Genomic DNA, 21,995 nt, shown 5'->3' on the forward strand with positions numbered 1-21,995 from the left:
CTTATCTACCTATCTAATATAAATGCCATTATTGGCTATTTTAATTAAAGATGAAAAATATTGGAAATATTATGCAAATCTCGAAATAGAAGATTAAAAATCAAAAAAGCGATACCTCCAAAAATGGGGGTACCGCTTTTTTCTTCTGACTAGCACAATGAAAGTATAACACAACTTCATTTACCATTCTATTTCTTTATTTTGACTTCCCTTTTCCACCTCAACTTTCACTTCTCCTTGCTTATCCTCCAACATCGCCTTTATCGATTTTTTCTCTACTAACTTAAAATCGGTAACAACATAATCCTCTGGTATGTCTGCGCGCTTACCAGTATAATGCTCGTAAGAACTTTCGCCATTATGATACACATAGTTCCCATTAACGAAATCTCCTGCCCATTCTATATCAAGATCATGTCCATACTGCTCAAAATCAAAATACGATGCAAAATCGCCCATATGCTCTAAAATCTCACTATTAAGTTCATCCATCGCAAACTGTCCTAAATCTGATTTTGAATCTACGTTTGATATCACATCATAACAATCCATATTTTCAGTTAAATTAATGTAATCTGCTATGGTGGTAGTACTTTCAATCGCAAGAATCGCTTCGTATTTTTCTAATTCATTCGGATACAGGTCATCTAATTTATTGGCAAGATAATTCAGTTCATCTATATTCTCATACTCACCCATTTGAATGCCGATAGAACTTTCATAGTCCGTAATAAAATATTCCTCATACTCTTCGCCAAGTCCTATTCTCTGAAAAACAGCTTGCATTTTTTCTGCGTCAGTTGGCAGTGTGACCCATTCTCCAACTAGTGCTCCTTCATTATATTTCCCTAGATTGGTCAGGTAAATGGCTAGTTTTTTGATTTCATGCTCCATATATCCTTACCTCCTACCATATTTCTTCACTGTAGTAATCAGTGAAATCGAATGGCAGCGCACCAAAAACAGCATCCGAAATACTATTCAATTTGCCAATAATACCATTCATAATATCCATCAGTTCTTTATTATAAATGTACGGTAATGCTGCTTCTAAATCTGCAAGTAGGCGTTCCTTAGATGACATATCAAAAATACACATTAATTGTTGTTCTTCTATTGTAAATAAATCCATACTTATAACCCCATTGCTTTCGATTTAGTTGGTGTAGATTCCCCATGTTCTGGCTGAGAAATCTTGTCCTTATTCTGTGATAGCTTGCTCATAATAGATTTTTTCTGTGGTAATTCCTGTGTCTGTTCTTTAAAACTTGCATCAATAACCCTAATATTACTCATTGTCGTGAAATGGACGGACTCTAGGACGCCTTTGAAAAGATTCACATCAGACGCATCTACTTGTTTTGCAAGCGCTAATAGCTGTTCTGCTCCCGCTTGAATACCAAAATGCTGGCATGTCGCATAAAGTACGCTTTCTTGTTCGAATGCTTTTACCACATCTGTCTTTGGAATTCGGTGGTTCATTCCAGATTCATCTCTCACGAACAGCTCCTCTTTCTTATCCAACTGCCGCGTTGTCAAAACTTGAACTGCCTCTTTTAATGCCGTCTGCTTATTAGCTCTTGGCTTTATCACTAATGGTTCTCCTAATGTACCCTCGATACTTTTTATAAGTAGTCCCATATTTTCAACGCCTGCCTGTTCAGGAATAAGCGCTCTATCACCTTTTGTTTGGGAGATATCAAATAGCGCTTCTGTTTTAAAATTTGGAATGGTAATCAGTTCTTTTTTAGTAATAGCATTTCCTTCCCCATCACGCAGAATTTGATTAGTTCGCGGATCAACGACTTCTTTATCAATTTCCTTCGTATATGGCGTATATTTTATGACTCGTACTTTCGACTTTTGATTCACCTGCAATTCATATTTTTCATTCCAGTCATTATACGTTTCCAGTTTTGTAGCACTGGACATTTGTTCATGAATCAAAATGCTGTTATTTAACGTGAATCCTTTTAGCTTGCCTAGTTGCTCTAAAAATAGTTTATACAGCTCTGGTGTTGCTAGATTCTTCAAACCGCGTTCAATTTTGTCATTCGCTAACTCTAGCTGTTTCTCATGATATGCAGTTAATTCTTCGGGGCTCATTCTTTTATCTTCTGCCATTATTTCTGGCTCCTTTCTTTTTATCGTTCTAAATTCGGCTTCTTTTCTTTGCTTTTTGTTTGTGTCGGCACCTCTTTTTTGATGTCATCTAGCACCGATTTTTTTCCTAATCCATCGCTTGCTGGCAATACACGATATTTTTCTGGCATATCCGCAGGGGATGTGAAATATTGTCTTGGCATTCGTAGCTGTTCTAAAAAACCATTTCTCGACATATAGACTTTCCCAGTTGGTTTAGGGATAGGATTGGGCACACCTTGCATTTCTGCATGAATGCTTTTATTCAGCGATTTAGGCATCCCAAGCTTATCTTGATACTGATTTGCCAGATTTTGCATTTGCTTCTGATTTTGTTCTAGTTGAAAACAGTCCGTGTTCACCACCATGTTCAAAATATCGGTAATATCATTCGCTTGAAATACTTCTAAGCAAGCTTCAAAAATGGCTTTGTTTTTTGGTGAGCCATCCAGACCATGTACTTCTTCTGCTAATGTATTGAGTACATCCAGATCTATTCTAGCGCTTATTCTTTCTGCTAATCCTTCAATAGTACTTGTCACGCATAAACAAATACAATCCGATGGTTGCTGTATATCTAAACGTTCCCATGCATCTTGCATCGCCTGCTTGTTCGTTGGAAACGATACCCATTCTCCTTTACCTTTATTTACTGTTTTCTCATTCGTAATAAAAGTCGCAATAGGCGCTACCTGAGGCACATATTTACTAATTTCTTCTTTCCATGATGGTGACACGGCTTTACCATCCCATCTTTTAAATACTAATTGGTCTTGCATTGTGTTGCTCCTCTCAAAATAAGAGGGGTACATGACCCCTCACAGTCTTACTTTTTGTTGATAAATTCTAGTTTGAAGTTGACATATTTATCTCCAGTGTCATCTAGGACAACATTGGCATCATACGTCTTGCCTGTTTTTTCTGAATATAATTTCGTTACTTTACATTTTCCTTTTTCCAGCAATGTTTTAGCCATTCGTTTTGTTAGCTCTTTCTTTTTCGACGTGAAGAACTTGTTATTTTTCCACATGACAAAGCCACATTCTGTATTCACGCAACCAAAAGCCTTATCGAATTCTTGCACTTCTGATTGGCAACGAGGGCATGTACCAATGGATTCTTTTTCTTCTTGAAAAAGACTAGCTACATCCATATTTTTTTCTTGATTATCAGCTATTAACTGCGCAACAAACATTTGAATGGCACTCATAAATTGGTCAGCACTTGTATCACCCTTTTCAATCTGTGCTAATGCATATTCCCACTCTGCTGTTAATGCTGCTGATTTCAATACATCAGGTACAACCTGAATTAAGGTACTACCTTTCTGTGTAGGAAGCATCTTTTTACCTTTCCGTTCCACAAATTCGCCTTGCACCAAGCGTTCAATAATACCCGCTCTTGTGGCAGGTGTTCCTAACCCTTTATGCTCCATGTCAGCTGTGTCTTCTGATTCTTCAGCGCTCGCTCGTTCCATCGCTGATAACATGGTATCTTCTGTGAATGACTTTGGCGCTGTTGTCAAATGTTCTTGAACGTTCGTTGGCAGATATTCCATTGTTTGACCCTCTACCAGATCCAATTTATTTTCCAGACTCGAATCTTCTATTTCCAAGAATGATTTCCATCCCTTTTCTAGCACTTGCTTTTGTTTCAATACAAACAGCTCGTTCTCACATTGAAGCGTCACCACTTGTTCCTCATAAAGATATGGTAATGCCGTCGCAATCAGTAATCGATTGGCTATCAACATCAAGATATTCTGCTCAGCTTTCGTTAACGTCGCTACATCTAGTTTTGCGACTTCTTTGGTGACTAAAATGGCATGATGATCACTTACTTTCGTATTATCCATAATCCGTGCCACATCAGGCAGATGCGAAACGCCATGTTGAACTGGTAAACAATCAATGATAACTGGAATGAGCGATAAAGCTGTTTTTTCCATGTCCTCTGTAATATATTGACTGTCTGTTCGTGGATAGGTCACCAACTTCTTCTCATATAGTACCTGCACCGTATCAAGTGTTTGTTTGGCAGTTAGATTGAAGGTGCGATTGGCTTCTCGTTGTAATGTTGTCAAATCATATAATTTTGGTGGATTATTCGTTTTCTTATTTATAACGATTGATTCCACAGCGATTGGCATCTTTTCGCACGCTTGCTGTATAGCTGTTGCGTCCTCCTTACTGTCTATTTTCCGACTAACAAATGAATGTTGGTCTAGCGTTACAGCTACCGTATAGTAAGGCATTGAAACAAAAGTTTCAATCGCTCGTTCCCGCTCCACTAGCATGGCAAGTGTCGGTGTCTGGACACGTCCAATATTGAGTTTGGCGTTATATAGGGTAGAAAATAAACGTGTTGCATTGATACCGACAAGCCAGTCTGCCTGCGCACGGCATAATGCTGCTTGATATAAATTGTCATATTCACAACTTGGCTGTAAGTTTGCCAACCCCTCTGAAATCGCACTTGTTTCCATGCTTGAAACCCATAAACGTTCCATTGGTTTCTTGCACTTCACTTGCTCATAGGCTAGTCGAAAAATGAGCTCTCCCTCTCGTCCTGCATCTGTCGCACAAACAATACTCTTTACACGTTCATCCTCCATTAACTCCGATACAACGCTAAACTGTTTTTCTTTCCCTTTAAGAACTTGGTATTGGAAAGGATCTGGGATGATTGGCAAATCGGCTTGCCTCCATTTCTTATAGCGTTCGTCGTATACTTCCGTTGTAGCGAGCGACACTAAATGACCAATACACCACGTCACGATGAACGATTCATTTTCAAGATAACCATTTTGACGTTTCATTTTGCCAAGAACTTTTGCGATAGCTTGGGCAACACTTGGCTTTTCAGCAATAATTAATTTCATTCATCGTCCTCCTCATCGTCATCTTCTAAGTCATATACATCATCTGATTGATTTTGTTCTTTTCGGTAGCTTTCTACTTCATCCACAAACGAAAAATCCTCTAAATCTTCGGCATCATCCAAATCACGTTTCGGTTTACATACTTTAAAATAATAATATGCGCCACCGATGCCACCAATGAGCACTACCGCTAACAAAATAATCGGCATATAATTAGGTGCTGTTTCGGGTTGATTTTCCGTCGTCTCCGCCTCAGTTACACTTGGTTTCTCGACTTCTTTTTCAGGTGTTTCTTGGATAATCGGTTCTTCACCATTCACTAATTTAGCTAAGTCCTCTTGCGTCACATCAGTTAATAGATAGACATTATCACTTGCTTTAGTGTTATCAACAATAATGTAGAATACTTGTTCATCTTTTGTAGTCACGGTATAAAATGTTTTACCATCTCCCGAGGTATTGTTGCTCTCAATAACACTGCCACCACCACTTTGCTTCTCCGTCTCATCAATCGAAACATCGGTATCTGATGTATCTGTCTCGCCATCTGTTTCGGCTGTACTTGTGTCCGAATTTGGAATCGTTGGAATAACTGTAATTCCCCCATTCCCATCTTTCGCTTGTGCCATGACAACTGTATTTGGCGATAAAACAGCTAATAAACTCCCGATTAATAATAAACTTGCGATTATCAATTTATACTTCATGATTTGCATCACGCTCCATTTCTTTCTTTTTTTCTTCGCTTTCGATTACTTTTCGCATATCTTTGCGTTTGTTTTTAAGCAACTCTAATGCTTGTAATAACTCTTGCTCGGTCACTTCATATTTGCGAACAATCTTGACAAAGTTGCTATTTTCAACAACTACTTTCTTTTCTCGCAAGTCTTTTAGTTCTTGCTGAAATTTTTTGATTCGCTCTTCCATTTTCTCAATGGAGAGATTAATGCGATCTAACTTCATAAATTCCTCCTTTGGATTTCTAATTCTTTAATCGACCAAAACCGTAAAAATGTTGTTGCCAGTATGGCGAATCAATCGAACTGTATTGAATCGGGTCACCACAATGCAACATTTTTCCGTTGCCTACATAAATGCCGATATGCGTTACGGGTCGACCTGCGGGATAGGTTTCGGTGAAGAAAATCAAGTCTCCTGCACGCGCCTCCTCCCGACTAATTTTTGTCGTTTGGTCGTAAATGCCTTGTGCCGTTGTTCGTGGTACCTTGTGTACGCCTGAATTGGTATACACCCATGAGATAAACCCCGAGCAATCAAAACTAGTCGCAGGCGTTGAGCCACCGAACACATAAGGAAAACCGATATATTGTTCAGCATAGGTAATCAGTTTGTTGTAATCTGTCTCACTCATTGCACCATTGGTCGTTCCAGTGCCTATGTCGGGCTTGGATTCCCCGCCATTACTCGCATAAAAATACGCATCCATCCATTCCTCTTGATAATAAAATTCTAAGTGTAGATGGTTACCCGTACTGGCACCCGTTGTCCCAACAAATCCAACAACATCACCAACTTTTACCGTTTGTCCTTGACTCACATTCAAGCTTTCAAAATGGGCATACAAACTCTTGTAGCCTTTTTCTTTATCTTCCACAATGACATAATTTCCATAACCACCACTTGAAAACCCCGCAGTCGTCACGATACCATCATGAATCGCTTGCGTTGGTGTGCCTGCTGCCATTCCTATATCTAAGCCTTTATGCAGTTTGATTTCACCTGAAAATGGATCAGAACGATAACCAGGATAGCTTGTGATATTCGGGTACCAATCGCAGTTAAAAGGACTACCAAAGTTTTGGCGATTCCCCCGAGATTCCATATACGCCTCATACAGCGCTAACTGGTCATCACTTAAGTTAGCCTGAATATAATCGTTCATTGATGTTTGCTTTAAAGTGGTATTCAGCTGTTTGACAGTTTCGGTCGTCGTAACCGTGACCGTATTCTTGTTGCCATTCGCAAGATACGCTTCTAACGTTTGATGTCCCCATGCAATGGCTTCTTCGTGCGTATCAAAATAAATATCAAATGCGACACCATACCGCGCAAAATTTCCCGTGTCTTCTACTGTGTACTCAATACCATTCATAACAATCTTCGTTCCTAGCGGTACAATGGGATTTTTCGCATCGACCGCAATCGTATGCTTTGCGCGTGGCATCGCACCACTTGCTGTGGCACCTCCCGACCATTGCCCTGTACAAATGACGCAACTACAGTAAGCAGAAGTCACAACCTTGCCAAGACTCTCACCTACCTTGATTTCTTTCGTCACAGTTCGGGTGATTATTTCTTCTTTCAGCTCTAATTGATACTGGGCTTGAAATAACTTATCAATTTCATCTTGTACATCAGGATAGTGAAACTCCTCAAACTTTGCAGATAGATAGCTGATAAGTTGCACAGGGTCATGCTCAATGGCACCAATGTTGTAGTTATATTCGTCATAACCGTTATGGTCATGTTCCACTTGATTGATTTTCTTTTGTAGTTCCGCTTCTAATTTGGTGTAATACAACTCGGCTTGATTAATGTCACTATCATCTGATAGCCATGTAGACGCTACAACCATCGTACCCGTCTGAGTCACAATAGCAGAACACATGGACAAAATAGAGGATAGGATGACAAATACGAGAATGACAACGCCAACAATCGCCACGATTCTGCGTTTGGCAAATATCTCTTTCGCGATTGCACTCGCTTTTTCTACGCCACCTTTGATGCGCTTGACATTGGTCGTTGTGGCTTTTGCTGTTCCTGCTACTTTTTTTGCTTGAGCATACTGTTTCTTGATTCTTCTCTTTTGAAATAACTTATTCCATAGATTCGTACTCGGTTGCTCCGACTTCATTCGCTCATACATATAGTTCACATTGGCTTTGGTGAGTTTGTTTTCTGCTTTTTGGAATCGCCCAAACGCCCGCTTTTCACGTAACTTTTCGCGTTGTTTTAACTTCTGTGTGCTTTGGTCGACAAATTTGGTACTTTTATGACTGGCTTCTACACCCACATTTTCGTCTTCATGTTCCGACACTTTTTGATGAATAGTCTGGCTCATTTTTCGAGATAATTGGTGTGCCTTTAGTTGGGCTTTTTTTGTTATGCTATCATTCGGTGACTCAGGTTCTATGTCAAAATAGAAACGACGCTTGATTTTCCCTTTGGACTCATCAGTCACCCATTCACTTTTAAGCACTCGTTTTTGTGGCAGTCTTTGCTTCGCCTCTTGAAACTTCTGTTCCGCACGATTGGCTTTGCCTTCTAGTCGTTCCAGCTTTTTCTCCATAACTTGTTCGGCTTCAATTTCCTCACTGTTGAACTGTAAAGGGCTATCTCGCTCAATACTACGTTCAAATCGTTCTTCCTTTTTCATTTGTCACCTCAATTCTTAGAAAAGAGCATTCCCAATGTTTCAAGAATGCTCCAATGCTTCCTATTTCGTTATGCTACTTCATCTGGTTTTGTTGTCATGATTTTATAGAGTTGCGTGTCTTTCGGGAACTTATCAACAAATGGGATAATTACATTCCCATAAAAAATTAGTCCCTCCCCCTCATTGCTATTGGTCACATACGAAAGTTGATGTGAGGATATATTCAACTGCTTGGATAAAATTTGACGGTCACCCGATGCTTGATTCAACATATAGATAAAATCGCTATTTTCAAAGATATTTTCAATCTCACGACTCGCGAGTAAATCTTTGATATTTTGAGTAAGTCCAGTTGGAATTCCACCCCATTTACGGAACCTTTTCCAAATCTCCACAGAATAGGCAGCCGTCTGTTCTTCTTTGAGTAGTAAATGGAACTCATCGATGTAATACCATGTGGATTTCTTCTGTGCCCGATTTAACGTGACACGATTCCATACTTGATCTTGCACAATCAACATTCCTAGTTTCTTCAACTGCTTACCGAGCTCTTTAATATCAAAACAAACTAAGCGATTATTAATATCCACATTTGTTCGATGGTTAAAGACATTTAAACTTCCTGTGACATAAATCTCAAGAGCCGTTGCAATACGTGTCGCCTCGAGTTCAGGTTGCGCTTTAAGAACATTGTATAAGTCTTCTAAAATTGGCATATTATCAGGACGCGGATCAAGTAAATAATCTTGATAGACGAATCGTACCGCTCGGTCAATCAGTGTTTTCTCTACTGGTTCCAAACCATTTTTCCCACCTACAATTAATTCACACAGCGACAAAATGAAGTCTGCTTTTAAAGATAGCGGATTATCATCATCACTATAATTTAGATTCAAATCCATCGGGTTCACGTACTGCGTACTTGTAGGAGATATTTTAATCACTTGCCCGCCAAGTGTTACGACTAACGGCGCGTATTCAGATTCAGGATCACAAATGATAATATCATCATCGGTAACTAAGAAAACGTTGGTAATTTCGCGTTTCGCACTAAATGATTTCCCACTCCCCGGTGTTCCTAAAATGAGTCCGTTTGGATTTTTCAATAATTTACGATTGACCATTATCATATTTGATGACAACGCGTTTAAGCCATAGTACAAGCTCTTTTCTTGAAATAACTCTTGGGTTGTAAAGGGAACAAAAATAGCGGTACTGGATGTGGTCATCGCTCGCTGAATCTCAATTTGGTTTTGTCCGATTGGAAGTGTACTCATCAAAGCCACTTCTTGTTGGAAGTCTAATGATTTCAAAGCACAGTTGTATTTTTGCGCAATAGCTCGCGCTTGAAATAGCGTGTCCTCCAATTGTTGTTTGGAATTGGCAGTATGCGTAAACAGTACTGTAATCAAAAACAGTCGCTCATTTCGTGACTGCAAATCCTCCAGTAATGACTTGGCTTCTTTACCATACGTATTCAAATCGCTTGGAATGATATCCATGTCGTAACCTGCACGTACTGCTTTTTTCTGCTCCTCAATTTTCATCTTATCCAAATCAGTAATCTTCCGTTTTACCGTTTTAATGGCAGATGCCTGATCAACCGATTCAATATGAAAATTAATGACTTGATTACATTCCATTTCCAAAAAATCAGCCAACATGCGATCGGTGAGTTCTGGTGCTAGGATTTGTAGAAAAGAAGAGCTACCAAAACTTTGTCCAATTTTGAAACTATCGGTTTCTCGAAAATCAAAAGACGCAGGAGCAATAAAGTCTTTCGTTGATAATCCAGTTCCCGCTAACAGGTTCCAGTTATTAAACAAAAACTTGTCTTGACTATTTGGATGTAACACATCATGAAATAGCTTTAATCGCTCAAAACCATCCAACACTTGCGCTAATACACCCAAAGTTTTAAAGTTATTCAAAATATCCATCTCAATCCGTTCCAGTCTCGTTTTTGCTTCTCGAATCGAATTGGCTTCAATCCCAAACGTCACGTACTTAGTGCGTACGAGTCCATTGTTTCCTTTCGTCAGCTGATTCTTCAACATCGTTGCATACTCGAGACGAATCTCATCAAAACCGTCTTTTTGTGGTGGAATATCAATCGATGCGACAAAATCAAGAATATCCACAGATTGATTGAGAAAGGTCATCTGAATATGAATACTGCTGTCGAAATAATTGAGAAAATCGCAGTAGTTTTCAAATATCGCGTGCTTATCCTCATTTTGTGCCAACTGATAATTGATGTCATAAAACTGAATTGTCTTGGTATATAGCCTGTCATTCACCTTACAGACACCTGCTTTATTGATACTTTGATATGGAATGGTTGCTTGCGTACTGTCTTTTGTTTGCGCATCTAATTTCGCTTTCTTAATCGCCCGCGAGACACGTCTTTTTTCACTGGACGTTAATTTTTTATTCGGTGTAATCACTAACTGTTTTGGCTTACTTTTTTTAACGTTTTGTTTTTGTTTTTTGCTGAATAGATTTTCGAACAATCGGCGTGACCTCCTTTATTAATTGGTTTTGTTGTTCTAATAATTTGTAGTAATTTTTCGTGCGATATACACGCTTTCGCTTTTTGATAAAGCGAGAACGGATATAATTTCGAGCTAATTTCTCAAATGGTTGTCCATCTTTTTCAAATAAAGCCACAAAAAATAGCGGTAGCATGATGATAACCATCGCGATTGCCGCTAAATCCGTACTAATATGCTGTTTTAAAAATAGATAGCTTGGGATTCCTATTCCTGCCGCTATACTAAAACAAATAAGTTGGCGTTTGGTTAAATTAAACGCAACCTTTGTTTTCACCTTCGTCAGATCTTTTGGCACTGGCACAAAAGGCATCGAATCGCTCCTTTCTTATCGTTCTTCTCGGTTTTGGGATGAACTTGTTTTTTTATTTTCTGGTACCTTTTCTGTATCTTTTAATGTCTGTACAATAGAAGGTTTCACAATCGTGCTCTCCCCCTTCATTGCTTTTTCAATTTTGCTTAATTCTTGCTTTGAGGTCTTTTTAAATAGTGTCTCAAAATCAATTTGCTCCATGGGCTCTTCGAACATACAATGATCCTGAATAACTATATACATAGCTCCAATAATAGAAGTAGGAACTGCTACGATACCGCCATCTTGTAAATAATAGTCTGTATCAAAAATGGAATACTCGAAACCCTCATCACACACCTGCATACTCACATATCTATCTCCAATTGCCATAGCTAATTCATCGTTTATTTCCAATGTTTCCGATTCCTCCTTAATGTGCTCCAAAAATCGATTTTGATACACTTCCTGTTTTAAAGAGAGTAAAGCATAACAAAACCGTATATGTGGCAATTGAGAAAATCGCCATATGAATATTATCCGATACGGTCATTGCTTTTACTAAAATGGCATAGATTCCAACACATACCATGATGAAGAATCCTTGAAAACCGAGCGCAAATAAAGACTTGAAATAGTTCGTCCCAATAGTTCCCCATTCACGATTGCTTAAGGTCGCAAACGGAATTGGTGCCACCGAACAATACAGATAAATCTCAATCATACGCCCGTAAATAATCACCATGATAATTACCGCCATGATTTTCATGCACAAAGATACAATAAGTGTTTCAAACACTAAGCCGAATAACTCGCCAACGCCCATCTCCTGCATCCGCTCTTTCATTGTTGTTAATACCGCGGATATATCAATACTGGCACTTGAATTAATCGTGCCTGCTGCTTGATTGACCACATACTGCGCCAAATCAAAAACAGCCATTGTAATATCAAATGTGTGGCTGACTAACATGACAGCCACACACATTTTGAAAAAATATTTAAAGAACATGAATGTGTCCACATCCTGCATATTATTCTTTTCTAAGATTAAGGTGATTAGCTCATAACAAAGAATATAGGTGATGATTAAGCCCGCTATCGGTACAATCACATTATCAGATAAGGCTTGAATCATGCCGAAAATGTCAGCATTCCATCCCGCAGGTGTTTTCCCAACCTCTTTAGCAATCATGTCTACTTGCTCATTGACATCGATAAACATATTAGTTAGATTTGATTCAACCATACTTATTAGAAGTTCCTGTATCCACTCCCCAAGTTTCTCAAATACGCCAAACATAACTTAAAACAACTTCCCAAGCATTGGAATCAGTTGCATTCCAATGAGTACAACGCCTCCACCTGCCATCAATTGCTTAATTCCTTGTGATTTAGCCCCCGGATTATCATTACCGTACCCCTCAAGTAAGTTGATAACTCCCCACACAGCAAGTCCTGCGCCAAGGGCAATAACTAGTACTTTTAAAACGTTAACTGCTTCTGTAAAAAATTCCATTACATTCCTTCTTTCTATAATTTTATTTGATACATATCAACAGATTCACCCGTTGATATGTCATTTAACGGTCTTAAATATTGCTCAATATCAAATACATTTTTACTGTCATAATCGGATAAATATTTGTAGTACTTGTGCTTTGTAATATCGTATTTATTAGATAAAAATGGTCGAGCTCCACGTATTTGCAAAATACACTTACCACCATCCATGACCGCAATTTCATCTTGGGACATGAGTTCCTTACCAAGCTTTTGAAAGTTAAGCCCATGGCTCTTTTGTTGCGCATAGGTAATGCTCGTATTAAAGGAATCAATCGTTTCTTTCCCAAGAATTTCAGTCATTTCCTTTAGTGTAGACTTTTCTTTTCCACCTAAAAATAACGTCGTATCGCAGTTTCCAATAATTGTATCGGCATTATCTTTATAAATGGCTTTAAGTTGGCTCTGTGACTGCAAAATAATAGAAGCCGATATTTCGCGACTTCTAATCGTAGCTATTAATTTTTCGAATTGTGGAATCTGACCGATATTCGCAAATTCATCCAGCAAACATCGAACATGAACTGGCAATCGACCACCATATACGTCATCGGCTTTATCGCAAAGTAAATTAAACATTTGTGTGTACATGATAGATACTACAAAGTTAAAAGTACTATCCGTATCACTGATGATAACAAACAACGCCGTTTTTCGATCGCCTATTTTGTCTAACTCTAATTCATCGAAAGACATGAGTTCTCTTAACTCTTTGATGTCAAACGGTGCGAGCCTAGCTCCACAGCTAATCAAAATAGATTTGGCGGTTTTTCCTGCTGCCAATTTATATTTCTTATATTGCTTTACAGCAAAATGGTCAGGCTCCTTTGCCTCCAATTCGTCAAACAATAAGTCAACTGCATTTTTAAATGATTCATCATCTTCTCGAGCCTCACTTGCGTTGATTAACTCAAGCAATGTGATAAAGTTCTGCTCATAGCTTGGTGCTTCATACCATATATAGCCGATAAGCGCATTATAGTAGAGCCGTTCTGCTTTCACCCAAAAATCCTCACTCGATTTTTCACCCTCGCCTTTTGTATTGGCAATAATCGTATTCACCAATTTTAAAATGTCTTTTTCTGAGCGAATATACGCAAACGGGTTGTAGTGCATCGACTTCTTGAAATTGATCGTGTTGAGCACTTTGATTTTGTAGTTCGCCTTTTCTAATAGATGCCCACACTCCACTAGTACCGTTCCCTTAGGATCAGTCACCACATAGCTAGAATGCATTTGCATCAGATTAGGTTTTACAAAAAATCTTGTTTTTCCCGATCCCGAGCCACCGATGACAAGCACATTTTTATTCCGCGCATACTTCGGTTCTTTTGGACGACCATTCATCATCAAACGTTCGGTTTCTGTTAGTAACACATTCATTTTAAAAATGGGATCAATGTAAGGCGCAATGTCTTTCTTAGTCCCCCACCTCGCACTCCCATATTCGATTCCTTTTCGATACTTTTTCGCGTTTTTGGTCTTCTGATAAATCGTCAATCGAATCAGTACGACAGTGCCTGCTGCCACGAGTAAATCTCGAATATCAAAACTAGGTGCATAACTTCTAAAAAGCAAATCAATATGCCCAATGAGTAAAACAATCTTTTCAACCACATTGTCCGCTAAAATCAGTCGGTAAAGCTCCGCTAATTTATCCGCCAAATAAAATAGCAGTAAATAAGGTAAATGCAGAATCACTTGTTTTCTTATATCAAGACTCATCGCATCAACTCCTGAGATTTATTTTTCCCAAGCGCTTTTTCTATACTGCCTGCTAAATCGTGTTCTACATCTACTTTATTTTCTTGTAATTTGTCAATAATAGACGGCTTGTCGTGTGATTTTACATGCTTTTGCGTATATTCCTTAAAAGCCTGTGTCATGACATCCACATCGCGTCCTTTAAAATAAACAAGATAAGTCGACGTTTCCGTGGTATTATCTTTTTTTAGTGCAAAATCAAGCCCATACTTCCGAGCGATTCGTTTGAAACTACCAATGTTATCATCTGTAATTTCAACATTGGATAAGGCAGTGTTTTGTTTCATAAGTTTTTTGATAGATTGCTTGCCACTGTGACTACGCTGCTTATTCTTTTTTGCAACAAAGCCTCCCATTTTAAGAAAGACAGCTACCGCTTTTCTTAACTCTCTGGCTGTTACTTTCGTCGTGTTAATCGAAAATGCGATGGTTTTATGATTAATTTCTTCCTGCATAATTCCTCCTTTCTCTTTTTGAAATGACACTTCCTTTATGGCGGATGATACCACCATTCTGAATAAATCAGTATCTCACCTTCCTTCCAATAATACAGCTACCGCACTTCGCTTGGTGGCAGTGCGATTTCAAATCGGTTTGTGCCAAACCAATTCAAAATCGCACTGTTGTTTAAGCTTTCTGCAAACGCCACAATGAAAGTAGGCTTGCCATGACAAGTGTTGCTCCTATGGTTAGCGTTGGGAGCAGATATTGACCTGTTTCCACTAATTTTTCTGGGTTCTCAGGTATGGCTTGATCGCCAAATCGAATGACAATCAATCCGCCATGACTACCGTCCACAGTGAATGTTACTTTTTCCGATGATAATTGATATCCAGTTGGTGCTTGAACTTCACTCAATTCATAGTTTCCGTATCCTAACGCTTTTGATAGTTGTAAAAATCCCTCGCCATTAGTATAAAACGTGTCTGTAAATCCATCCGCATCCACATTCGGTAATTGAACAAGTTCGCCCGTTGCAACATTTCGAATTTGAAATCCTGCACCTGCGCGTGGAATCGTTTCACCTGTTGCCAAGTCATACTTAACCACTTTCAATCGCTCTTCAATGACTCTATTTTCAACCGCATAATGATGTGTTTGCCCATGTTCCGATATGGTCACTTCAAAATCATTGGATACTTTATAACCTTCTGGCGTCACTGTTTCTTTAACGGTATAGGTGTCATAAGGTAAATCTTTGAATGATATATACCCCTCATTATCCGTAACACCTACTTGTACAATCTCATTTATTGTCTTACTGATAACTGTGAACTCGACATTTTCAAGTGGTAAAATCGGCGGGTTCTCACCTTTCAAATACTGAATTAAACTATTCTTCCAGTCATAGTTACCGAATTTGATAATGTCGAAGCCTCCTAAAATCACATCTTCTTTTACAATGGTTTCTTGAACAGCGGTTTCCACTTTTTCACCTGCATAGGTTAAAGTAAATACATGTTTTTCTGTATCAAGTTGATAACCCACAGGTGCTTGTTTCTCAACCCAATAATAGTTATCTAAAATTAGATTCTCTACTTGCGCGCGACCATTTTCAATAATGACAGAATCAAGTAATGCATCGTCAGTTACTCGATGCAATTCATAGATGGCTCCATCTAGTGTGGCAGCCCCTTGAGGAATTGCTCCAGTTACTCTATCTTCTTTCATTAAGACAGCAATGCCTTTATGTTCTTCGTTTGTTACTGTTACCGAAGCCGTAGTCAGTTCAACCGCTTGTCCTGCATAAACTAACGTAAATGGTATCTTCACATTACTGATTTTAAAGCCAATTGGTGCCTTTTCTTCCATCAAGTAATAATTGCCTAACTTCAAGTTACTAAGCGCTCCATGTCCACTTTCATCTGTTTGAATCGTACCTACTCGCACATCTTTATCATTAAACACCCCAAACGTCGCATTTTCGAGCGAATAAAAAGAACTGGGCATGGTTGCTCCAAATTCTTCGCCTGTTTTTATAACATTAATTGTTCCTAATTGTTCTTTATTATTCAATGTGAGCGTGACACATGAATTCGGTTTAATGATTGCTGATAGAAGTTCACCTTTGTTCACATATCCGTTCGGAGCACTAATCTCACTCACTATTACTTCGGTACCTTCCAAAATATTTTCGATTCGTGCAATACCATCTTTTCCAGTCATAACTTCCTTGGTTGTTGACCCATATTGAAATTTGATTTTTGCATTCGCCAATGGTTGTTTTGTATCTTCATCAATTTTCATGACTTCAAGATCTCCACGATGACGAACTTCAACGGAAAAACTAGATTCTCCCTTGTCCTCTAATTGAAATTTGGCTAAGGATTGACGGTCAGGTTTGGTGTAAATAATCGATGTGCCTACTTTATTGTTCGTCACTTTTTGAAGACTCACAATGCCTGATTCCGAATTAGATGTCGCCGTAATTTTTAGCTTATTCCCGTCCTTCTCCACTTTTAGATTTTTAGGAATCGACGCTAATTGCATATCCGTTAAAACTGCGTTATTATCTTCCACAACAAGCGTTTCTCCCACATTAACGGTATAGGACTTATCCGCAAAAGAGGGATTGGTATTATAATGATTAATTAGATTCATAATCTCACCTTTTCTTTTCGCATAGTTTGGGATTGTGGATGATTGATAGGTATCACCAAGCGTTTCCCAAATCATCACTTGTGTCACCGCATAGTCATAGTTGCTTTGACTTGTGTTTGCAAAACCAAAATACGCGATTTTAGAGAGCAAATCTTTCTGGTTTCCATTATAAGTCGCAGAACTATAATTATCGCCCCCCGTTGCGTATTTCCCATGTTCGATACAAAACACATCGAATCCATCTAACTTCATACGTTCTAAATTCGTATCTGTAATAGTCTCCCCATTAGGATTTATTCCTGTATAATCGTACCCAGTTCGGGTATCAAGATTTAGCTCCTCAGCGAAAACTGTAACGCTTGGAAGAAGCAAGCTAATACAAAGTACTAGCAAACTTCCGATTACTTTCATTTTGTTCATAAATTCTTTCCTTTCAATCTTAAGCGAGTATTGCACTTCGCTTCTGAGCAACAAAAAAAGACTCTAAATTAGCTTTATAGTCATTTCTTTTGCTTCTTATGTGTGCTCCAGTACATGGACATGCTCGTTATGATAAGTCCTAGACCTACTAATAACAAAGCAATCCCACCATTGTCTCCGAGTAGTGGCAATGGTTTTGATTCTGTCACTTTTAATGCTTTTACAGGTTCCAGTTTATCAGGTGTTGATTTCTTCGGCAGTGGTTTAGTTATTTCATCATTCATGATTTTCACTTCCACGATGCCATCATGCGTTCCATCAATCGTTATGGACGTAGGCTTACTTATCAATTGATAGTTACTAGGGGCAATAATTTCTATCAACTCATAATCTCCGTATGGTAAATTGGCTGTAGTAAATTCTCCCGCCTTGTCTGTACTAAACTCCGATTTACCATTCTGTTCAATGAACTCACCTGTTTGCATATCTTTTATTTTAAAGGTTGCAAAATTATTCTTGATAGGCTCTTTCGTCACCCCGTCACATTTAATGACTCTAATCTTTTCTTTGATGACTTTTTCTTTGACTGTGACAGTAGCATTAGCTGATTCTGATTCCTTATTATAGGTCAAGTCAAAAGTATGCTTATTACTATCCAACAGGTAACCAGTTGGTGCTTTTTTTTCAAGCCAATAGTAGCTATCTAATACCAAATTATCCGATTGAGCTTGACCATTTTCGATAGTCACTGTATCCATTAGCTTATCGTCTGATGAACGATATAATTCATAAACCGCTCCGTCTAAAACTGCATTACCTTGTGCTTTATCACCAGTTTCAGCATCTTCTTTTATTAACTTGGCTGTCCCCTTTTGCTCAATATCCACAACTTGTACTTGCGTGCCAGTGATAGCAACATCTTGTCCAGCATATTCGATTTCAAATGATACCTTTTCTTCGCTTAAAAGATAGCCTAATGGGGCTCTCTCCTCTAACAAGTAGTACTTGCCTAATCTCAATGGAATTGACGTTGCTTTACCAAATTCATCCGTGTTTAGTTCACCAATACGTGTATCTGTACTATCATAGATTCCGTAAAGAGCGTCTGCCAAACTGTAATGCTCATTTGGCATAACATCCTCAAATAATTGACCAATTTTCGTCAATGAAACAATACCTACCTGCTCGCTGTTATTAAAAATTAGTTCTATCATTTCATCGGCTTTAACCACAACTGTCTTGCTCTCACCCAAATTGTGATAGTTCTTTGGTGCCAATAACTCTGAAACTTTCACTTCGGTGCCTTCTAGAATACCTTGTAATTCAGCAACTCCATCAACATTGGTAACGACTTCTTTGAAAGTATTATTGTATTCAAATTTAATCGTTGTATTTGGTAATACTTTATTCGTTTGTTCGTCTACTTTCTTGACTCTCACACCACCAAGTTTTTTCACGTTCACTTTCAAGGAAGCATTGCCTGCATCTTGCAAGTGAAATTGAACAAGGCTTTGACGATCTGCTTTGTTATAAATAATGGATGTCCCAATTGCCGTGTCAGGAACTTTAGTAAATCCAAACTCACCTGATTTAGCATTTTTATCAGCTTTCAATTTTAGTTTATTTCCATCTTTCGTAACGCTGATTCCCGTCGTGTTATTTGTTACACTCAGCCAGTCCGTAACTCTATTCGTGTCATCCAACACCAGCTCTTGCCCTTCAATTAACGTAATGCTTTGTTTATCCCATGAAGGCTGCGCATCGTGCTTCTTCACCTTCGCTAAAATAACATCTCTATCCGACCAATAATTAGGCAGTGATGTCCATTCCAATTGCTCCCCGAGGACTTCCCAAATCAATAATTGTGTTGTCGCAAATTCTTTATAACTTTGATCCGTTTGCGTGAATCCATAGTAAGCAATTTTGGATAGTAAATCCTTCTTATCACTCACATACATCTCAGGATTATATCCCGTTTCCGTATTGGCAGGTGCTCCAGAATCCACACAGAATACATCCGCCCCATCCATTTTCATGTTCCAAATAATCTTGTTTTCTAATTTCTTTCCATGAGTGAAACTAACACCCGTGTAGTTGTATCCTGTTTCATCTAGTTGTAGCGATGCTGCCATCGCATCCAAGGGTTGTAATAGATTAATCAAAATCATAGTAACCAGCATAATTGCGACTACTTTTACTTGTTGTACCCTACTTTTTATAATTTTCATTTGTCTGTTCCTCACTTTTAATTTCATTATTTTTTGAAGATGTATAACACAGATATTAATAGTATGATGAGTAGTAACCTAGTTTTTTTATTCATCCCTCCCTTATTACTGATGACGAAACTTCATTTTTTTCTACAAATATTTAAACTGCTGCTAGCTAACAGCACACAGGAATTTCACCTCCCCCCGATAATTCGGCAGGACACATAAAGTGTGAGTATCATTATTACAATCTCTAGGTCATCGCATTCTAATGCTCTATTTAGAATTAGTAAATTATGTTTATCGCTCATTCAAAAGAAATCGTCGCGCATAATTTACTCTGCTAACTAAAAACTGAACGTATTTAAATATGGATTATATTCAATTATCAAAGAACGATTACAAACCTTCTAAATATAAATTCAAAATAGCTTGCATAACTACTACATTAAAAACAACCATTTGGGTCACTAACAAAATAAAAAAGACTATGAAATATTTTAGCTTCATAGCCTTTTAAATAATTAATATTATTTATTTTTATACAATCTTGTCCCAACTATCTTTTAAAATTGTAATAGTATTGCAAGCGAATTTTAAAAATCTCTTGAAATTCAAACTTGCTATTAGTCATTCATGTTATGCAAGTTCTAGACGGATATTATTAAACGCTTTCATGAAAATATGGTATAATTATAGGTGAATATCAGAGCATATTGAGCCTATAGGAAAGGAGCATCTGTGATTACTGTAACAAAAAAAGATTTAATAAACCTAGGCTACGGACCTTCATTCTCAGCAGATATCATTAGACAAGCAAAGAATTTAATGATTAGCAGAGGGCACACGTACTATCAATCAAAGAAATTAGATAGAGTCCCACGAGAAGCAGTAGAAGAACTACTAGGTATTACTTTCAAAAGCGAAAAATAGAGCCTGATTAGAACTTCTTGCATATTATGTAAGGAGGATAAACATGGCAACTAGCCTAATTAAAAAAGCAAAAAATGGAACATATTACTTCAGAGCAAATCTAGGTTACGATTCCGATGGGAAGAAAATCCAAAAATATTCTAGTGGCTTCAAAACAATGAAAGAAGCCAAAGAAGAATATTCTCGATTATTACTAATGAAACCAGAAGAATTAGTAGAGAAAAAAGATGAAATGTCGTTCCAATATTTTACCGAAGAAATTTTTCTTCCATGGTACAAATCACAAGTAAAGTTACGAACCTATGAAAATAGAGTTTCTAGTATAAAAAAACATTTTAAGTATTTCTATAAGTTTCCTGTTAACGGAATTGATCCCCTTATTGTCCAAAGTTGGCAACTAAAACTATCAAAAAAATTAAGTTCACAGTATGTAAGAGCTGTCCAAGGATTATTTTCTATTGCAATGGATAGAGCAATCGTCCTAAATTTAGCCGAGGTTAATCCATCAAAAATAATCGGAAATGTAAAAAAAAGAAAAACAAAAGTAGATTTTTGGACAAAAGAAGAATTTGAGCAAGTAATATCGTGCATTTTCAAAGAAGACTACTACCAACACTTTTTATTTATTTCCATTTGGCTACTCTTTATGACTGGAATGCGAATTGGTGAAGCGACAGCATTACAGTGGGACGATATTGATTTTGAAACTGGCGTTCTTAGTATTACAAAAACACTCTATTATAAAAACTTAAATGAATACTATTTTGTAGAACCAAAAACGAAAGCAAGTACTCGCCAAATTGTTTTGGATACAGACACACTTCATCTTCTAAAAGAGTGGAAAAATCTTCAACAAAGCATACTAGATACTGGATTCATTCTGAGCTATAATAACAATCCCTCTCAGAAACATAATATATCTTATGCCATTGACCGCTTCGCTAAAAAAGCTGGAATTCATAGAATACGAATCCATGCATTACGACATTCACACGCATCCTTATTAATTAGCATGGGTGAAAATCCTCTAATCATCAAAGACCGCTTAGGTCATGAGGATATCGAAACAACGCTTGGAACCTATGGACACCTTTATCCAAATAGTAATTTCGAAGTAGCTACAAAATTAAAAGGAATTATTAACTACAAACCATCCCATGAAAACCTAGATACATCACCAAGAAATCAATTTACTAAGCAGTTTATACGCCAAGAATTATAAAAAGTGCAATGAAAG

19 protein-coding genes are annotated in these 21,995 nt (G+C 37.8%); 2 read left to right on the forward strand and 17 right to left on the reverse strand.

From position 1 onward, the window contains the following. Window positions 1-180 precede the first annotated feature (180 nt). The 17 genes from HCJ54_RS00185 to HCJ54_RS00265 all read right to left on the reverse strand — a co-directional run bounded on the left by HCJ54_RS00185 (window position 181) and on the right by HCJ54_RS00265 (window position 19,843). Window positions 181-894 carry an antirestriction protein ArdA gene (locus HCJ54_RS00185; protein ID WP_187136193.1) on the reverse strand — a complete coding sequence of 238 codons (714 nt, stop codon included), beginning with the start codon at window positions 892-894 and terminating at the stop codon, window positions 181-183. A 13-nt stretch (window positions 895-907) separates the two neighbouring features. After that, window positions 908-1,132 (reverse strand): transposon-transfer assisting family protein, encoded by a 225-nt coding sequence (locus tag HCJ54_RS00190; RefSeq protein ID WP_187136194.1) that lies wholly within the window; start codon window positions 1,130-1,132, stop codon window positions 908-910. Window positions 1,133-1,134: 2 nt separating this feature from the next. Beyond that, window positions 1,135-2,124, reverse strand: a complete 990-nt coding sequence (locus HCJ54_RS00195) for a hypothetical protein (protein ID WP_187136195.1) — start codon at window positions 2,122-2,124, stop codon at window positions 1,135-1,137. Window positions 2,125-2,144: 20 nt separating this feature from the next. After that, window positions 2,145-2,921 carry a hypothetical protein gene (locus HCJ54_RS00200; RefSeq protein ID WP_187136196.1) on the reverse strand — a complete coding sequence of 259 codons (777 nt, stop codon included), beginning with the start codon at window positions 2,919-2,921 and terminating at the stop codon, window positions 2,145-2,147. Between the two features lie 47 nt (window positions 2,922-2,968). Continuing rightward, window positions 2,969-5,023 carry a type IA DNA topoisomerase gene (locus tag HCJ54_RS00205; protein WP_187136197.1) on the reverse strand — a complete coding sequence of 685 codons (2,055 nt, stop codon included), beginning with the start codon at window positions 5,021-5,023 and terminating at the stop codon, window positions 2,969-2,971. Then, a complete protein-coding gene (locus HCJ54_RS00210; RefSeq protein WP_187136198.1) occupies window positions 5,020-5,730 on the reverse strand; it encodes a CD1107 family mobile element protein in 711 nt (236 codons plus the stop codon). Before HCJ54_RS00210 ends, HCJ54_RS00205 begins: the two co-directional genes overlap by 4 nt. Continuing rightward, a complete protein-coding gene (locus tag HCJ54_RS00215) occupies window positions 5,720-5,986 on the reverse strand; it encodes a DUF4315 family protein (protein ID WP_185426928.1) in 267 nt (88 codons plus the stop codon). The genes HCJ54_RS00210 and HCJ54_RS00215 overlap by 11 nt, the downstream gene beginning before the upstream one ends. A 19-nt stretch (window positions 5,987-6,005) precedes the next feature. Further along, window positions 6,006-8,423, reverse strand: a complete 2,418-nt coding sequence (locus tag HCJ54_RS00220; protein WP_187136199.1) for a CD1108 family mobile element protein — start codon at window positions 8,421-8,423, stop codon at window positions 6,006-6,008. Between the two features lie 68 nt (window positions 8,424-8,491). Then, complete coding sequence (locus tag HCJ54_RS00225) at window positions 8,492-10,936, reverse strand: VirB4-like conjugal transfer ATPase, CD1110 family (RefSeq protein WP_222712934.1); 2,445 nt, start codon at window positions 10,934-10,936, stop codon at window positions 8,492-8,494. Beyond that, window positions 10,893-11,288 carry a PrgI family protein gene (locus tag HCJ54_RS00230; RefSeq protein WP_187136200.1) on the reverse strand — a complete coding sequence of 132 codons (396 nt, stop codon included), beginning with the start codon at window positions 11,286-11,288 and terminating at the stop codon, window positions 10,893-10,895. Before HCJ54_RS00230 ends, HCJ54_RS00225 begins: the two co-directional genes overlap by 44 nt. 15 nt (window positions 11,289-11,303) lie before the next feature. Next, complete coding sequence (locus HCJ54_RS00235) at window positions 11,304-11,684, reverse strand: LPD16 domain-containing protein (protein WP_187136201.1); 381 nt, start codon at window positions 11,682-11,684, stop codon at window positions 11,304-11,306. Window positions 11,685-11,700: 16 nt separating this feature from the next. Next, window positions 11,701-12,516: a VirB6/TrbL-like conjugal transfer protein, CD1112 family gene (locus HCJ54_RS00240; RefSeq protein ID WP_425324785.1), complete on the reverse strand. Its 816-nt coding sequence runs from the start codon at window positions 12,514-12,516 to the stop codon at window positions 11,701-11,703. Between the two features lie 57 nt (window positions 12,517-12,573). After that, window positions 12,574-12,786: a Maff2 family mobile element protein gene (locus tag HCJ54_RS00245; protein WP_036059534.1), complete on the reverse strand. Its 213-nt coding sequence runs from the start codon at window positions 12,784-12,786 to the stop codon at window positions 12,574-12,576. A 14-nt stretch (window positions 12,787-12,800) separates the two neighbouring features. After that, entirely contained in the window at window positions 12,801-14,555 is a 1,755-nt protein-coding gene (locus HCJ54_RS00250; RefSeq protein ID WP_187136203.1) for a VirD4-like conjugal transfer protein, CD1115 family, read from the reverse strand. Further along, window positions 14,552-15,049: a PcfB family protein gene (locus HCJ54_RS00255; RefSeq protein ID WP_187136204.1), complete on the reverse strand. Its 498-nt coding sequence runs from the start codon at window positions 15,047-15,049 to the stop codon at window positions 14,552-14,554. The genes HCJ54_RS00250 and HCJ54_RS00255 overlap by 4 nt, the downstream gene beginning before the upstream one ends. A 172-nt stretch (window positions 15,050-15,221) precedes the next feature. Next, window positions 15,222-17,615, reverse strand: a complete 2,394-nt coding sequence (locus tag HCJ54_RS00260; RefSeq protein ID WP_187136205.1) for a SpaA isopeptide-forming pilin-related protein — start codon at window positions 17,613-17,615, stop codon at window positions 15,222-15,224. An 80-nt stretch (window positions 17,616-17,695) separates the two neighbouring features. Then, entirely contained in the window at window positions 17,696-19,843 is a 2,148-nt protein-coding gene (locus HCJ54_RS00265) for an MSCRAMM family protein (protein WP_187136206.1), read from the reverse strand. 723 nt (window positions 19,844-20,566) lie between these two features. On the opposite strand from HCJ54_RS00265, the gene HCJ54_RS00270 reads away from it, so the two are divergent. Together HCJ54_RS00270 and HCJ54_RS00275 are read left to right on the forward strand one after the other, a co-directional pair. Then, the gene (locus HCJ54_RS00270) at window positions 20,567-20,758 is read left to right on the forward strand and encodes a DUF3173 family protein (RefSeq protein WP_187136207.1); all 192 of its coding nucleotides are present in this window, start codon (window positions 20,567-20,569) and stop codon (window positions 20,756-20,758) included. A 43-nt stretch (window positions 20,759-20,801) separates the two neighbouring features. Beyond that, window positions 20,802-21,980 (forward strand): tyrosine-type recombinase/integrase, encoded by a 1,179-nt coding sequence (locus HCJ54_RS00275; protein WP_187136208.1) that lies wholly within the window; start codon window positions 20,802-20,804, stop codon window positions 21,978-21,980. The last annotated feature ends 15 nt before the right edge of the window (window positions 21,981-21,995 follow it).

The sequence above is a fragment of the Listeria grandensis genome, assembly GCF_014322885.1.
GTDB lineage: Bacteria > Bacillota > Bacilli > Lactobacillales > Listeriaceae > Listeria_A > Listeria_A grandensis.